Annotated in this window: 11 protein-coding genes and 1 pseudogene; 7 read left to right on the top strand and 5 right to left on the bottom strand. The window is 68.8% G+C overall.

From position 1 onward, the window contains the following. The first annotated feature begins 59 nt into the window (after nucleotides 1-59). Nucleotides 60-2,465: an ATP-binding protein gene (locus M8445_RS04175; protein ID WP_273989906.1), complete on the top strand. Its 2,406-nt coding sequence runs from the start codon at nucleotides 60-62 to the stop codon at nucleotides 2,463-2,465. A 558-nt stretch (nucleotides 2,466-3,023) separates the two neighbouring features. Here M8445_RS04175 and rpmF read toward each other — a convergent pair. Continuing rightward, nucleotides 3,024-3,206, bottom strand: coding sequence for a 50S ribosomal protein L32 (gene rpmF, locus M8445_RS04170; protein ID WP_055363851.1), 183 nt, complete (start codon nucleotides 3,204-3,206; stop codon nucleotides 3,024-3,026). 287 nt (nucleotides 3,207-3,493) lie between these two features. Between rpmF and M8445_RS04165 the strand changes: the two genes are divergently transcribed. The 5 genes from M8445_RS04165 to M8445_RS04145 all read left to right on the top strand — a co-directional run bounded on the left by M8445_RS04165 (nucleotide 3,494) and on the right by M8445_RS04145 (nucleotide 8,691). Beyond that, nucleotides 3,494-4,144 carry a trimeric intracellular cation channel family protein gene (locus tag M8445_RS04165; protein ID WP_273989904.1) on the top strand — a complete coding sequence of 217 codons (651 nt, stop codon included), beginning with the start codon at nucleotides 3,494-3,496 and terminating at the stop codon, nucleotides 4,142-4,144. 121 nt (nucleotides 4,145-4,265) lie between these two features. Next, complete coding sequence (locus M8445_RS04160; RefSeq protein WP_273989902.1) at nucleotides 4,266-5,606, top strand: deoxyribodipyrimidine photo-lyase; 1,341 nt, start codon at nucleotides 4,266-4,268, stop codon at nucleotides 5,604-5,606. Nucleotides 5,607-5,654: 48 nt separating this feature from the next. Further along, on the top strand, nucleotides 5,655-6,671 hold the full coding sequence (locus M8445_RS04155) for an MBL fold metallo-hydrolase (RefSeq protein ID WP_273989901.1): 1,017 nt from the start codon (nucleotides 5,655-5,657) through the stop codon (nucleotides 6,669-6,671). Nucleotides 6,672-6,702: 31 nt separating this feature from the next. Then, the gene (gene trmH / locus M8445_RS04150; RefSeq protein ID WP_273989900.1) at nucleotides 6,703-7,368 is read left to right on the top strand and encodes a tRNA (guanosine(18)-2'-O)-methyltransferase TrmH; all 666 of its coding nucleotides are present in this window, start codon (nucleotides 6,703-6,705) and stop codon (nucleotides 7,366-7,368) included. Nucleotides 7,369-7,458: 90 nt separating this feature from the next. Continuing rightward, entirely contained in the window at nucleotides 7,459-8,691 is a 1,233-nt protein-coding gene (locus M8445_RS04145) for a 2,3-bisphosphoglycerate-independent phosphoglycerate mutase (protein ID WP_273989898.1), read from the top strand. A 619-nt stretch (nucleotides 8,692-9,310) separates the two neighbouring features. Here M8445_RS04145 and M8445_RS04140 read toward each other — a convergent pair. Beyond that, the gene (locus M8445_RS04140) at nucleotides 9,311-10,792 is read right to left on the bottom strand and encodes an aminotransferase-like domain-containing protein (protein WP_273989896.1); all 1,482 of its coding nucleotides are present in this window, start codon (nucleotides 10,790-10,792) and stop codon (nucleotides 9,311-9,313) included. A gap of 117 nt (nucleotides 10,793-10,909) precedes the next feature. Between M8445_RS04140 and M8445_RS04135 the strand changes: the two genes are divergently transcribed. Further along, nucleotides 10,910-12,142: a benzoate/H(+) symporter BenE family transporter gene (locus M8445_RS04135; protein ID WP_273989894.1), complete on the top strand. Its 1,233-nt coding sequence runs from the start codon at nucleotides 10,910-10,912 to the stop codon at nucleotides 12,140-12,142. A 374-nt stretch (nucleotides 12,143-12,516) separates the two neighbouring features. Here the strand turns inward: M8445_RS04135 and M8445_RS04130 are convergent. The 3 genes and pseudogenes from M8445_RS04130 to groES form a co-directional block, all read right to left on the bottom strand. Further along, nucleotides 12,517-12,894, bottom strand: a pseudogene (locus M8445_RS04130) (P-loop nucleotide/nucleoside kinase family protein); the annotation flags it as partial. 202 nt (nucleotides 12,895-13,096) lie between these two features. Beyond that, entirely contained in the window at nucleotides 13,097-14,731 is a 1,635-nt protein-coding gene (groL, locus tag M8445_RS04125) for a chaperonin GroEL (protein ID WP_273989892.1), read from the bottom strand. Between the two features lie 147 nt (nucleotides 14,732-14,878). Continuing rightward, entirely contained in the window at nucleotides 14,879-15,166 is a 288-nt protein-coding gene (gene groES / locus M8445_RS04120) for a co-chaperone GroES (protein WP_189064704.1), read from the bottom strand. Nucleotides 15,167-15,321 lie beyond the last annotated feature (155 nt).

Raw genomic sequence — 15,321 nt, 5'->3', positions numbered from 1 at the left:
ACGGACCGGCGGGCCGGGTGTTTATGCTGGGGGCGTCACACAGCTGGGCCGGAGGTCAGATGCAGGATTACGAGAAGCTGGGCGCGTTCTACCTGGGCAGGGCGGTCGACCCGAACACGAATCAACCGACGGATGAACTGTTGCTGTACGACAGCGCGGACCTGACCACGCACGCCGTGATCATCGGCATGACGGGCAGCGGCAAGACGGGCCTGGGCCTGAGCCTGATCGAGGAGGCCCTGATGGACGGCGTGCCGGTCCTGGCCGTCGATCCGAAGGGGGATCTGGGGAACCTGCTGCTGACCTTCCCGGACCTCGCGCCCGGCGATTTCCGCCCGTGGGTGGATGAGGCGGAGGCCGCGCGGGCGGGCGTGTCGGCCGATGATCTGGCGGCGCAGAAGGCCGCGTTGTGGCACAAGGGGCTGGGCGAGTGGGGCCAGAGCGGCGAGCGCATCCGCACCCTGCGGGAGAAGGCGGATTTCGCGGTGTACACGCCGGGCGGCAGTGCGGGCCTGCCGGTCAGTGTCCTGAAGGGCTTCGACGTGCCGCCCACGGAGATCATGGATGACGCGGACGCCCTGCGTGAGCGCATTCAGGGCACTGTGACTGGACTGCTGGGCCTGCTGGGCATCGACGCCGATCCCATGCGCTCGCGCGAGCACGTGCTGCTGTCGAACCTGCTGGGGCACGCGTGGGGCGAGGGGCAGTCGCTGGATATGGGCGGCCTGATCGCCGGGATTCAGGCGCCGCCGTTCGCGCAGATCGGCGTGATGCCCGTGGACGCCTTCTACCCACCGAAGGAGCGGTTCGAGCTGGCCATGAGCCTGAACAACCTGCTGGCCTCGCCGGGCTTCGCCGCGTGGACGCAGGGCGAGCCGCTGGACGTGGGCCGCTTCCTGTTCACGCCGGAAGGGAAACCGCGCGTGTCGGTCATGAGCATCGCGCACCTGGGTGACGCCGAACGCATGTTCTTCGTGTCGATGCTGCTGAACGCCACCCTCGCGTGGATGCGCACGCAGTCCGGCACGAGCAGCCTGCGCGCCGTGCTGTACATGGACGAGATCGCCGGGTACTTCCCCCCGAACGGTAACCCGCCCAGCAAGCCGCCCATGCTGACCCTGCTGAAGCAGGCGCGGGCCTTCGGGCTGGGCGTCGTGCTGTCCACGCAGAACCCCGTGGACCTGGATTACAAGGGCCTGAGCAACACCGGCACCTGGATGATCGGCCGCCTCCAGACCGATAACGACAAGGCCCGCGTGCTGGAGGCGCTGCAGGGCGCGACCAGCGGCCCGAACGCCCTGACCCGCGATCAACTGGACGCCCTGCTGTCCGGCCTGGGCAAGCGCGTGTTCCTGATGCACAACGTCCACGAGGCCCGCCCCACACTGTTCACGACCCGCTGGACCATGAGTTACCTCGCCGGGCCGATCACCGGCACGCAGATCCGGCGACTGATGGGGGAGAAGAAGGCGGATGGCGGAAGGCAGAAGGCAGAAGCTGGAGGTTCGCCTTCGGCCATCGGCCTTCAGCCTTTTGCGCCGGCGAAGCCCGTGGTTCCGCCCGGCATCACTGAGGTCTTCGTGCCCACGTCCCAGCCGGACGTGCAGTACCACGCGCAGCTGCTGGCGGTCACGCAGGTACGCTACGCCTCGGTGAAGTACCGCCTGGACGTGGCGGGCGTGCTCCCGCTGGTGGCAGACGTGACGGACGGCCCCATTCCCGTGAACTGGGACGAGGCGACCGAACTGCACATCGACCCGAACGCACTGGAGCAGGCGGGTGTGGACGGCGCGACCTTCTCGGACGTGCCGGCGGCGCTGCTGAACGCGAAGAACCACGCGCGGTGGGCGAAGGAGGCTGCGAAGTTCGTGGCGGGCAGCCGGCCCCTGACGCTGTGGCAGGAGCCGGGCAGCGGCCTGATCAGCGCGCCCGGTGAGCCCGAGGGGGACTTCCGCGCGCGGGCCAGTCTGGCCGGGCGGGAGGCCAGGGACGCGGCCGTGCAGAAGCTCCGCGCAAAGTATGCCAGTAAGGTTTCCACGTTGCAGGACCGGCTGGCGCGCGCGCAGTTGAAGGTGCAGCAGCAGCAGGCGCAGGCGCAGCAGGCCCAGCTCCAGACGGCCATGAGCGTCGGCGCGGGCGTGCTGGGCGCGCTGTTCGGCGGCGGGCGCAGGACCACGGCCATCCGCAGCGGCGTGTCCGGCGTGGGCCGCAGCATGCGCGAGGGTCAGGACGTGCAGGCCGCGCAGACCGAGATGATGCAGGTCTCCCAGCAACTTCAGGACCTGCAGAATCAGGTGCAGGCCGAGGTGGACGCCCTGACCCTGACCGCCAGCAGCGAACTGGTGCAGCTGGACGTGAAGGCCAAGAGTACCGACGTGACCGTTCCGCTGGTCGCGCTGGCGTGGCTGCCGTACACCCGCGCGGCCAGCGGCATGCTGACGCCCGCCTGGGACACGCCCACCTGAACGGTCGGGGCGCGGCCTCCCGACAGAGGGGGAGGCCGCGCCCGCCAACCGTCGGGGAGACATAAAAAATCCGCCTTCCCAGGCGGCTGTTTCGGCTTTCTACTATGTTATTCAAAGGGTGCCGAGGGATTTCCTCGATTGATAGGTTCAGCATAGCGCGGTATGCAGGAATCGTCAAGTCCATGCGGGGCCTCCGGAAAATGCCCTGTGGCACGCGATTTCTGTCTGGAGGGTTGATCCGGTATGCAGCGGTCACGGGCCGGGGCGGGCTGCCCGCGATGATCCGACTGGAACTCCTGATCGGATCACCAGAGGAGAAAACAAAAAATCCGCCCTCTGCGGACGGTGATTGGAAAAGTATACCCCGGTATTCACGGATGGTCAAGCCAAGCCCGGCGGTCCAGACCTGAAGGTCGGAAAGGGCGTACAGCAGCGGGTTTTCCCCTGTTCCGGAAAGAGCCGGATGTGGGAGATGGTCTGCATAGGCCCGTGCCCATGATCGGGGCAAATGAACGACGCCCTCCGCAGAGGGAGGGCGTTTGTTCGGTGCGGCGCGTCTTAGACGGCCAGCACCTGGCGGCCATCGTAGTAACCGCAGCTGGGGCAGATGTGGTGGCTGAGCTTCTTCGCGTGGCACTGGGGGCACTCGGTCAGGTTGGGCGCGACGAGGGCGTGGTGGCTGCGGCGCATGTCGCGCTTGCTCTTGCTGGTCTTCTTCTTGGGGACGGGGTGCTTGGCCATGATTTTTCTCCTGGGCCGCACGGCGTTTCTCGCCGGGGCGCGATTCTCTGCCCACAAGGAACCCGGGCGAGACAACAGCGGGGAGTATAGCACAGCGCCCCGCCACGCTGCCAATGCACCCGGCCAGTCACGGCAGAGCCGCGCCCTGCACGGCGCGCAGCCCACTCCCAGCCCGCCTCCACGTTACGGGCGGCCCAGATACAAGCAGCGCAGACACGGGCGGCCCAGACACAGCCGACGCAGACACGGGCGTGCCGGGACGCCGGACGCTCCGGTACAGTTGACGAGTGCATGAACTGCAGTGGACTCCCATCACGCTGGCGACCGGCCTGCACATCCTGGATCTGATCGGGGTGGTGGCGTTCGCCATGTCGGGCGCGCTGCTGGGCGTCCGTAAGCGCTTCGATCTGTTCGGGGTGCTGGTGCTGGGCTGCGTGACGGCCGTGGGGGGCGGCGCGATCCGCGACACGCTGACCGGGCAGACGCCGCCGCTGTTCCTGCGGGACGAATCGTACCTGTGGGCGGCCCTGGCGGGCGCAGCGCTGGCCTTCGCGTTCGGGGAGCGGCTGGCGCGCTTCGAGCGGACTCTCAGCGTGTTCGATACGGCCGGACTGGCCCTGTTCGCGGCGTCCGGCGCGATCGGCGCGATCAACTTCGGGCTGGGGCCGCTGGGCGTGGTGTTCGCCGGGATGCTTTCCGGGGTGGGCGGCGGGATCATCCGCGACCTGATCGCCAACGAGGTCCCGGAAGTCATGTACCGCCGCGATCAGCTGTACGCCACGGCCGCCGCTGCCGGGGCGCTGATGGTGTGGGCGCTGTACCCGCACGTCACGCCGTTCCAGGCGCAGTTTGCGGGGGCGGGCACGGTCGTGGCGCTGCGCTGGCTGTCCCGGCGCGGCTGGGTGAAACTGCCCGTGCGCCGCCTGCCCGAAGCCTGACCACGGCGCGGTCTGCCCACGGCCTGATCAGCCGGCCATCCGCCCGTCACCCGAAGCTGCGGCCGGGGCGGGTAAGCGTTCCCACCGTCCGGCGCGGGCCGGGGCTGGTAGAACGGCAGGCATGATTCACGATTCGCGCGTGCAGGTCCTGCGGCCCGGCACGCCCCGCCGGGGGGGCTTCGTGCTGCTGTGGGTGCAGGCCAGCGTCCGCACCCGCGACAATCACGCGCTGGAGTACGCCGTGCGCGAGGCGAACCGGCTGGGCCTGCCCCTGGTTGCCGCGTTCGGCCTGACGCCGGGCTACCCCGAAGCGAACGCCCGCCACTACGCGTACCTGCTTGAGGGCCTGCGCGACCTGCGCGTGAACCTCGCGGCGCGCGGCATTCCGCTGCGGGTCACGCTGGGCGACCCGCCCGCCGTGGTCCTGAACGCAGCGCGGGAGGGGGCGGCGCTCGTCGTGACCGACGTGGGCTACACCCGCATCCAGCGCGAGTGGCGCGACTGGCTGGCCGGACAGCTGGACGTGCCGCTGGTGCAGGTGGAATCCGAGGCCCTCATTCCCGTGCGGGTGGTCAGCGGCAAGCAGGAGTACGCGGCGCGCACCATCCGCCCGAAGATCCACCGGCTGTGGCACGACTACCTCGTGCCGCTGGAATCCCACGACCTGAAACAGCAGGCACGCGACTGGCAGACCGGCGAGGACATCAGCGACCCCGCCCGCCTCCTGAAGACCCTCCCCATCGACCACAGCGTGCCCCCCGGCGACGAGGAAGGCGGAGAGAACGCCGCGCACGACCTGCTGGAGGACTTCATCACCCGCAAGCTCGACACCTACGACACCCGCCGCAACGACCCCACCGTGGACGGCAGCAGCCGCCTGAGCGCCCACCTGCACTACGGACAACTCTCACCCCTGAGCGCCTCCATCGCCGCCCGCGAACACGGCGGCCCCGGCGCGGACGCCTTCCTGGAAGAACTGATCGTGCGGCGCGAACTCAGCTTCAACTACACGACCTACAACCCCCACTACGACCGCTACGAGGGCCTGCCCGCCTGGGCGCGCGCCACACTGCAAGAACACGCCGGGGACCGCCGCGAACACACCTACACCCGCGCCGAACTGGACGCCGCGCAGACGCACGACCCGTACTGGAACGCCGCGCAACGCCAGATGACCCGCACCGGCCGCATGCACAACTACATGCGCATGTACTGGGGCAAGAAAGTCCTCGAATGGACACCCACCCCACAGGAAGCCTTCGACACGCTGATCTGGCTGAACAACCGCCACGAGCAGGACGGCCGCGACCCGAACTCCTGGGTGGGCGTCGGCTGGATCTTCGGCCTGCACGACCGCCCCTGGACGCGCCGCCCCATCTTCGGCACGGTGCGCTACATGAACGCCGGCGGCCTGAAACGCAAATTCGACATCGAGAAGTACGCCCGGCAGTGGGCGGAATAGGGAAGACCTGATCACCCCGGCGGGCCTTCCAGCCGCTAGAGTCCGCTCATGACCGACGCTGCCCCTCTTCCCGCGCGGCACGTCACGGATGGCGGTACGCGCGTGTACACGTTGCCTGTGCGGGCCTTCCCGAACTTCCGCGCGAACACTTACCTGCTGGTGCGCGGCGACCCGCACGCGCCCTCGTACGCGGCGCTGGTGGATACCGGCGGGAGCGGCCCGGACAATCTGGGGGACCTTCAGGCCGGATTTGCGGCGGTGCGGGCCGGGCACGGCGAGGCGGTGAGCCTGGACACCCTGACCCGGATCGTGATTACGCACCCGCACCCGGATCACCTGGGCGGCCTGAGCGCCCTGCGTGAGCACAAGGACGCGCCCGTGGCGGCGTTCCACAGCGCCGTGCCGTTCATCGAGCAGCCCGGCGCGATCCGCGCGGCGTGGCTGACCCTGCCCGACGCGCAGGCCGCGTGGCTGGGCCTGCCGCCCGGGGGTGAACTGGACGGCCGCATCCGCCGCCGGGGCTCGAACCTGACCGTCCCGCACGGCACTCCGGTCGCCACGCCCCTGCACGACGGGGACGTGCTGGACGACCTGCTGCACGTCATCCACACGCCGGGGCACGAGGGCAACCAGATCTGCCTGCGCGTGGACGAGGTGCTGCTGAGCGCCGATCATCTGCTGCCGCTGAACTCGCCGCCGCTGATGCCCGCCCGCTTCCTGCGCGGCAGTGGCGTGGCCGCCTACCTGGACTCACTGGACCGCGTGGAGCGGCTGGACGGCGTGATCCTCGCGCTGGGTGGACACGACGGCCCCATGCCCGACCCCCACGCCCGCATTCACGCGCTGCGGGCGCGCACGCACGAGAAACTGGACGGCCTGCTGGCCGCCTGCACGCACCCCATGACCATCCATGACCTGCTGCTCGCGCTGCACCCGCGCCTGCGGTCCATTCAGGCGGTGCTGCTGCTCGACCAGACCGCCGCGCTGACCGAGTACCTCGCCGGAACAGGCGCCCTGAGCGAGACTGCGCGCGAGGACGGCGCGGGCCTGTTCACCCGGGCCTGAGCCTGCGCGCCGTGCGGTACTCTGGAGCGTTATGACCCCGGAGCGTTACGCGAAAATCATGCGGGTGCTGAGCAAACGCCAGCCGACCCTGACCGTCCTGATGGACCAGGTGAACAAACCCCACAACCTGTCCGCCATCATCCGCACCTGCGACGCCGTCGGCGTTCTCGAGGCGCACGCCGTGGCCCCGAAGGGTGGGAAACTCGCGGAATTCGAGGGGCACACCTTTGAGGCTACGTCCGGCAGCGCCCACAAGTGGGTGACCGTCAACCGCCACGAGGACGCCGCGCAGGCCGTGCGTGACCTGCAGGCGCAGGGCGTGCAGGTGCTCGCCACGCACCTCTCGCAGCGCAGCGTGGATTACCGCGACGCCGACTACACCCGCCCCACCTGCGTGCTGCTGGGCGCCGAGAAGTGGGGCGTGGGCGACGAGGCCGCCGACGCCGCCGACGGGAACATCATCATCCCCATGTTCGGCATGGTGCAGAGCCTGAACGTCTCGGTGGCCGCCGCGACCATCCTGTTCGAAGCGCAGCGCCAGCGCCTCGCCGCCGGGATGTACGACGCGCCGCAACTGACCCCGCAGGCCCTCGCGGACCGCGCCTTCGAGTGGGCTTACCCAGACCTGGCCCCCGCCTACCGCGAGCGCGGCGAGGCCTACCCCGCGCTGGACGAGCACGGGCAGATCCTGGCCTGAACGGCAGTCCAGCGCCCCGGCACGGGCTGATGGGGGGCTGGTCATATGGGCTGACCGGCCCCCGTTAGTGTCAGGCGTACACTGAACCCCATGAGCGACCTTCTGGATACCATCCGCGACCTCGCCAAGCCCACCGACAGCAAGATCCTGATGGTCGTCCTCGACGGCATCGGCGGCCTGCCCCTGGAACTCGGCGGAGACACCGAACTCGCCACGGCAAAGACCCCCAACCTCGACGCGCTGGCCGCGCAGAGCCAGCTGGGGGCCGTCGAACTGGTCGGCGCCGGCATCACGCCCGGCAGCGGCCCCGGCCACCTCAGCCTCTTCGGGTACGACCCCCTGAAGTACGTCGTCGGACGCGGCGCCCTGAGCGCCGTCGGCATCGGCGTGAAACTCGGCGCGGGCGACGTCGCCGTGCGCGGCAACTTCGCCACCCTCGCAGCGGGCCGCGTCGTGCAGGACCGCCGCGCCGGCCGCCCCAGCGACGAGAAGAACGCCGAGATCGTGGGCAAACTCAAGGCCGCCATCAGTGGCATCGACGGCACGCCCGTCGAGATCTACACCGAGTCGGAACACCGTTTCGTGGTCGTCTTCCGGGCCGGCAGCGGCGCCGCCCTCGGCGCGAACCTCAGCGACGTGGACCCCCAGGCGACCGGAGTGCAACCCCTGACCGCCCACGCCCACGACGACGCCAGCAAAAAGACCGCCCACCTCGTCAACACCTTCGTAGAGCGCGCCGAAGAAACCCTCAAAGACGAGGAGCAGGTCAACGGCGTCCTCTTCCGCGGGTACAGCGACGTCCCCCACTTCCCCAGCTTCGACGACGCCTACCAGCTCAAAGCCGCCTGCATCGCCAGCTACCCCATGTACAAGGGCCTCGCCAGCCTCGTCGGCATGGACGTCCTGACGGTCGAAGGCGAAGAAGACGCCCTGGACGGCAAGGTCCAGGCCCTCAAAGACAACTGGGACAAGTACGACTTCTTCTACTTCCACGTCAAGAAGACCGACAGCACCGGCGAGGACGGCGACTTTAAAGCCAAGGTCAAGAAGATCGAACTGTTCGACGCCCTGCTCCCCCAGCTGCTCGCCCTGAACCCCGACGTGATCGCCATCGTCGGCGACCACAGCACCCCCAGCCGACTCGCCACGCACTCCTGGCACCCCGTGCCCCTCCTGATCCGCAGCGACTACGGCCGCAAAGACGCCGCTGCCCGCTACACCGAGGACGAAGCCGTCAAAGGCAGCCTCGGCCTGCGTAGAGGCACCGACCTGATGCCCCTGCTGATGGCCAACGCCCTGAAACTCAACAAGTACGGCGCGTAACGCCCACGCGCTTCTGGCAGCCCCTCCCGCTCTGGGAGGGGTTTTTCTGTTGGCAGCTGTGGCTCTGCTGGTTGGAAGGTGGGCACCTGGCGGCGGGCTGCCCCACCCCCCAGCCCCCTACCCCAGAGGGGCAGGGGGAGCAGTCGCTGCGCTCGGCAAGAGTTTCTACTTGGGTGGCGCGCTTGTGTCGGGCGGTGACGTGTTCGGCCTCGACGCCATCCTGCCGTGCCCGGTGGAAGGCCCGCGCGCTGCGCGCACGACGGCCGGTGGCAGTCTGCGGCGGCCAGCTGGACAACTTGACGCGAACCGCTGATCGACTTTGAAAACCAAGCTTTTGCCGAAGCCGAAAAAGTAGGACCTTCCAGCACGCACCAAGAATTGTGGCCACACAGGCGTCGTGGCAGCCGAGCCCGTCGTGCGCGCAGCGCGCGGGGCGAACGGCGCGGGCGCGGAGGATGGCGTGTGAGCCGGAACCAAACCCGCCGACTACCTGCCACGCAAGCCCACGAAATCCCTGCCCAGTGCCAACGTTACTCCCCCTGCCCCCCTGGGGTAGGGGGCTGGGGGGTGGGGAAGCCCGCCGCAGGCGCCCACCTTCCAACCCACAGCCTGCCCCTGTTCACGCCAGCCGTTCACTCCCTCTGCTGGTGAATTCCGCCCATGCCCGTGAGAGTCGAGTGACCGCTTCGGGGATGTGGTCGGGGTGGAGGGTGAAGGGGAGGCGCAGGTACTGGTCTGGGAGGGGGTCGACGCCCATGCTGGCGCCGGGGAAGAGGCGCAGGCCGTGGCGGGCGGCGTGGTGGGTGTAGGCGCTGGCGGTGGGGGTGGGGAGTTGTACCCAGAGGAACTGGCCGCCGTGGGGGGTGTTGAAGGTCCAGTCGGGGAGGTGGGTGCGCAGGAGGTAGGCGAGGTGGTCGCGGGCGGGGGTGATGGCGTCGCGGCGTTCCTGGCGGAGGGTGGGGAGGTTCTGGAGGAGGTGGAGTGCGGCGTGCTGGGCGGGTTGGCTGCCGCCGAAGTCGGCGAGGGTTTTGGCCTGTGTGAGGGGCGCGGTGAGGGTGTGGGGGACGCGCATCCAGCCGACGCGGAGGCCTGCCCAGTACAGTTTTGAGAGGGAGCCGACGTTGATGATGGGGGCGTCTGGGGCGTGTGCGCTGAGGCGGGGTGGGGGGCTGCCTGGGTGGTCGTGGGGGTCGAAGCTGAGGTCGGTGAGGGTGTCGTCTTCGATGGTGGGGAGGTGCGTGTCGTGAATGAACGCGGCGAGGCGGGCGCGGGCGTGGGTGGGGAGGACGGTGCCGGTGGGGTTCTGGTAGGTGGGGGTGAGGAACGCGAGTCGGGGTGCGTGGGTGCGGGCGAGGGTCATGAACGTGTCGGGGTTCACGCCGTGTGGGGTGATCGGGACGCCGGTGAGGGTGGCGCCGGCGGCGCGGAAGACGTCGATGGCTCCGAAGTACGTGGGGCTTTCGAGGAGGGCGTGGTCGCCGCGGCGCAGGAGGGTGGTGGCGGTGAGGGAGATGGCCTGCTGTGCGCCGCTGGTGACGATGATCTGTTCGGGTGTGGTGGGGAGGCCCTGCGTGGCGTACATTTCGGCGATGCAGGCGCGCAGGTCCGGGAGGCCGAGTGGGTGGTAGAGGCTTTCCTGGAAGGCGTCCAGGGTGGCTTCGCGCAGGCGCTGGCGTTGGGGTTCGGTGAGGAGGGGGACGGCGATGGTGAAGTCCAGTTCGGCCGGGCCGGCCTGGGTGAGGTGGATGGGGTGCGGGCCGGGGTGGGCGGGGCTGACGGGCGTGCGGAGTGTGAGGAGGGGCGCGGTGCGGGGGGCGCTGCCTGAGACGTGGGTGCCGCTGCCGACGCGCCGGGTGACCCAGCCGCTGGCGGCGAGGTCGTCGAGGGCCTGGGCGACGGTGTTGCGGCTGAGGCCGAGCAGGGCGGCCAGGGGGCGTTCGGCGGGGAGGCGTTCGCCGGGGCTGAGCTGGCCGGTGCTGATCAGGGTTTGCAGGGTGCTGGTCAGGCGGCCCTGGAGGGTGGGTGCGGTGGGGTTGCGGCGCCATCCGGTCAGCAGGGCGGCCCAGCGGGGTGCGTCTGGCAGGGTGGGGTGGGGGGGCACCGGTTCAGGGTACTGCTGTGGCCGGGTAGGGGTGGGCCACTGGCGGGGTGGCTGGTGGGCCATTCGGGGGGCCATTGCCACTGCCGGGTGGGCCATTGACCGCGCAGACTGTGGGGCATGACCGTTATGCCCGCCCCGTCCCGTTCGTTCTGGCAGGATTCCAATTCCGGCGCGGTTCTCAGTGGCCTGATCACCATGCTGATCGGCTGGGCCGGGCCGAACGTGCTGATCTACTCGGTCGCGCAGGCCGCGCACCTGAGTGACGGCGCGGCCATGTCGTGGTTGTGGGCGCACGCGCTGCTGGCGGGCCTGACCGGCATTCTGCTGAGCCTCAGGACGCGCATGCCGGTCCTGATCACCTGGAGTACGCCGGGGATCGCGTTCCTGGTGACGGCGCTGCCCGGCATTCCCTTTCCGGAGGCGGTCGGGGCATTCATCACCAGCGGGGTGCTGGTTGTGCTGCTGGGCACCTTCGGCCCCCTGACGCGGGCGTTACAGGGCATCCCTGCGCCGCTGGCGGCCGCGCTGAACGCCGCGATTCTGCTGCCGTTCGGGTTCCGGGCCCTGCAGGCGTTCGGGGAGACCCCGGCGCTGGTGGGCGTGATGATCCTCACGTACTTCGCGTTGCGGCAACTCGCGCCGCGCTGGGCGGTGGCGGGCGTGCTGCTGGTCGGCGTGATCGCCAGCGCCGCCCTGAACCTGTGGCACCCGGCCCCCGTGGCGCTGGCCCTGACCCGCCCGGAGTTCGTGATGCCTGCTTTCAGCCTGCACGCCACCCTGAACCTCGCGCTGCCGCTGACGCTGCTGGCCTTCACGGGGCAGTTCGTGCCGGGGTTCGGCGTGCTGAAAACCAACGGGTACGAGCCCGCGCCGGGGCCGATCCTGCGGGCCTGCGGGGTGGCCAGCGTGGCGGCTGCGTTCGCCGGCTGCCACAACCTGACGCTGGGCGCGCTGCTGGCCAACATCGTCAGCGGCCCCGAGGCGCACCCGGACGCGCAGCGGCGCTACACGGCCGCCGTGTGGGCCGGGGTGTTCAACATTGGCGTGGGCCTGTTCGCCGGGACGTTCCTGCACCTGATGGGGATCCTGCCCGCGCAGGCCATTGCCGCGCTGGCCGGGCTGGCCCTGCTGTCCGCTGTGGGCAGCAGCCTCCAGGGGGCCTTTCAGGGCGCGGCGGCAGGGCAACTGGCCGCGCCCGTGGTGCTGCTCGTGACGCTCAGCGGGATCACGCCGCTGGGGATCGGGGCGGCCTTCTGGGGCATTCTGGCCGGACTGGCCGTCCACTGGACCGAGCAGCGCCGCGTCGTCCCCCGCGCTCCGCTGAAAACAGAACACGCCCCGCCCACTTGACAGCAGGCCGAAGGACTGGTACACTTCCCTTCTGATCTGAAAGGATCGTGCAGTGCAGTCCACGTTGTACATGAATGCACTTGAGGGAGGCGCCCACCTCTAGGAGTCACAAAAACACGGGCGCGCGAACAGCGGCAGAGGCCGGTCACACCGGCCCCCCTGATCCCCCAGAAAGCCACCCACGCGGTGGCTTTCCTCATTCCACCCCGCGAGGGAGGTTCGCCAGCCAAGCCAGCACGCCGGGCAGTACGTCCCCCCCCGGTAGTGTCCACCGTCAGGCACGGCGCGCTTCCCAGATCCAGCGGTTCATGACACCAGTGATCCGGCAGGGCCGCGTACTCCATCGGCAGATCAATGCCCGGCCGCCGTCCCGACGCCACCCGCGCGTCGTGCCGGGCCTGCAACACGGTCAGCGGCGCGTGGCAGAACACCTGCGCGACCCTCGCTCCGTGCGCCGCTGCCAGGGTCAGGATGTGCTTCTCGCTCACGCCCCGGTAGAAATGCGTTTCCAGCAGCGTGTCTGCCCCCGCCGCCAGCGTCACGCCCGCCACGTGCCACATCAGGTCGAAGCTCAGCGGTCCCGACACGGCACGCTCCAGCCCCGGCAGGCGGGCCAGCAGCAGCGCCTTGTACTCGTCCTTCGTCACGAACGGCACGCTCAGCGCCTCTGCCAGTCGCGCGCCCAGTGTGGATTTTCCAGAGGCGGGCAGACCCGACACGATCAGCAGCAGGGGCGACAACGGCGGCGACATGAACGGCAGATTACCGCCCCCGGCGCTCACAGGCAGGCAGACCTCAGCAGCACGACAGACGGGGAAAGCCGGAGCATGACGCCCCAGCCACAGCTGAAAGCCGCCCACCTTTTCGGATGGGCGGCTTGCGTTTGGTGGCCTCAGACTCGGGGGCGGCCCCTCGTCTTCCTTGACCAATTTACGCAGGAGTGCTTGCTCTTGGTTAGAAGTCCATGCCGCCCATGTCAGCGCCGCCGGCGGGTGCGGTGGAGGCCTTCTCGGGCTTGTCGCTGACGATGGCTTCGGTGGTGAGGATCAGCGCGCCGATGCTGGCGGCGTTCTGCAGCGCGGTGCGGGTGACCTTGGCGGGGTCGACGATGCCGGCGGCGACCATGTCGTCGACGTACTCGCCGGTGGCGGCGTTGAAGCCGAAGCGGGGCTTGTCGCTGTTGATGACGGCGTTCACGATGACGCTGCCTTCCTCGCCGGCGTTCGCGGCGATCTGGCGGGCGGGTTCTTCGAGCGCGCGGATCAGGATGCGGGCGCCGGTGGCTTCGTCACCGCTGAGGGCCTCGGCGGCCTTGCGGACGGCGGGGATGATGCGCAGCAGCGTGGTGCCGCCGCCGGAGACGATGCCTTCCTCGACCGCGCTGCGGGCGGTGCTCAGGGCGTCCTCGTAGCGGTGCTTCTTCTCTTTGAGTTCCGTTTCGGTGGCTGCGCCGACGCGGATGACGGCGACGCCGCCGGCCAGTTTGGCGAGGCGTTCCTGGAGTTTTTCCTTGGCGTAGTCGCTGTCGGTGGTGTCCAGTTCGCCCTTGATGGCGTTGACGCGGGCGTCGATCTGGGCCTGCTCGCCTTTACCGTCGACGATGGTGGTTTCGTCTTTGGTGATGCGGACGCGGGTGGCGCGGCCGAGCATTTCCATGCTGGTGTTCTCCAGCTTGTGGCCCAGGTCTTCGCTGACGACTTCCCCGCCGGTGACGGCGGCGATATCGCGCAGCATTTCCTTGCGGCGGTCGCCGAAGCCGGGGGCCTTGACGGCGGCGATGTTCAGGGTGCCGCGCAGTTTGTTGACGACCAGGGTGGCCAGCGCTTCGCCTTCGACGTCCTCGGCGATGATCAGCAGGGGGCGGCCGGTCTGCGCGACTTTCTCGAGGACGGGCAGCAGGTCTTTCAGGGCGCTGACTTTCTTCTCGTAAATGAGGATGTAGGCGTCTTCAAGGACGGCTTCCATGGTGTCGGGGCTGGTGATGAAGTAGGGGCTGATGTAGCCCTTGTCGAACTGCATGCCTTCCACGACGTCCACTTCGGTGTCGAAGCCCTTGGACTCCTCGATGGTGATGACGCCTTCCTTGCCGACCTTGTCCATCGCGTTGGCGATTTCCTCGCCGACCTGCTCGTCGTTGGCGCTGATGCCGGCGACTTTCTTGATGGCTTCGCTGTCCTCGACGGGCACGGCGAGTTTCTTGATCTCGTCGATGGCGACCAGGACGGCCTTGTCGATGCCGCGTTTCAGGGCGAGGGGGTTGGCGCCGGCGGCGACGTTACGCAGGCCTTCTTTCACGATGGCCTGGCCGAGCACGGTGGCGGTGGTGGTGCCGTCACCCGTGATGTCGTTGGTCTTGCTGGCGACTTCTTTCAGCAGCTGCGCGCCGATGTTCTCGAGTTTGTCCTCGAGTTCGACTTCCTTGGCGACGGTGACGCCGTCCTTGGTGATGGTGGGGCTGCCGAATTTCTTCTCGATGACGACGTTACGGCCGCGCGGCCCGAGGGTCACTTTGACGGCGTTGGCGACGGCGTTCACGCCTCGTTCGAGGGCGCGGCGGGCTTGTTCATCAAACACGAGTTGCTTGGCCATGGTGGGGCTCCTTTGGGGGCGGTGAGCGCAGAGCGGTGGGCTCTGGGGTCACGCCTGTTGAGTGGGATGAGGTTGGGGTTTGGCTCCGCTTTGAGGGGAGCGGTCAGCGCCGCTGACTGAGGGGTGAGGCCTCAGTCGGCGGGCGCTTTACTCGACGATGGCGAGGATGTCGCGTTCGGCGAGGATGGAGTAGTTCTTGCCTTCGAGGCTGACTTCGGTGCCGCCGTACTTGGCGAAGTAGACGGTGTCGCCTTCTTTCACGTCGAGGGCAATGCGGGTGCCGTTGTCGAGGACCTTGCCGCTGCCGACGGCGACGACCTTGCCGCGCTGGCTTTTCTCTTTGGCGGTGTCGGGGACGTACAGGCCGCCGGCAGTCTTCTGCTCGGCTTCCTCGATGATTTCAACCAGAACGCGGTCACCTAAGGGTTTCAGCATGTTGTGTCCTCCTGTGAATGTGGGGTGTGGAGCTTCGGCGTGCCGGATGCCTCCGACTGTTTTTTGCCGTTCCGCACGCAATCCTAGGCCCGAAGTGACAAAAATGTCAAGTTGGGGAATCCGACAATTTGAGTGTGATGCGCTCAAGGTGCGCC

The organism is Deinococcus aquaticus (genome assembly GCF_028622095.1).
Taxonomy (GTDB): domain Bacteria; phylum Deinococcota; class Deinococci; order Deinococcales; family Deinococcaceae; genus Deinococcus; species Deinococcus aquaticus.
The sequence above is the reverse complement of the archived record's forward strand: the minus strand, read 5'-3'. Positions and strand labels throughout refer to the sequence as shown.

Bases quoted from the DNA above. Each gene is read 5' to 3' on its own strand.
- M8445_RS04175 (WP_273989906.1), top strand. From the start codon at position 60: ATGCAGGATTACGAGAAGCTGGGCGCGTTCTACCTGGGCAGGGCGGTC.
- rpmF (WP_055363851.1), bottom strand. From the start codon at position 3,206: ATGGCCAAGCACCCCGTCCCCAAGAAGAAGACCAGCAAGAGCAAGCGC.
- M8445_RS04160 (WP_273989902.1), top strand. From the start codon at position 4,266: ATGATTCACGATTCGCGCGTGCAGGTCCTGCGGCCCGGCACGCCCCGC.
- M8445_RS04155 (WP_273989901.1), top strand. From the start codon at position 5,655: ATGACCGACGCTGCCCCTCTTCCCGCGCGGCACGTCACGGATGGCGGT.
- trmH (WP_273989900.1), top strand. From the start codon at position 6,703: ATGACCCCGGAGCGTTACGCGAAAATCATGCGGGTGCTGAGCAAACGC.
- M8445_RS04145 (WP_273989898.1), top strand. From the start codon at position 7,459: ATGAGCGACCTTCTGGATACCATCCGCGACCTCGCCAAGCCCACCGAC.
- M8445_RS04135 (WP_273989894.1), top strand. From the start codon at position 10,910: ATGACCGTTATGCCCGCCCCGTCCCGTTCGTTCTGGCAGGATTCCAAT.
- groL (WP_273989892.1), bottom strand. From the start codon at position 14,731: ATGGCCAAGCAACTCGTGTTTGATGAACAAGCCCGCCGCGCCCTCGAA.
- groES (WP_189064704.1), bottom strand. From the start codon at position 15,166: ATGCTGAAACCCTTAGGTGACCGCGTTCTGGTTGAAATCATCGAGGAA.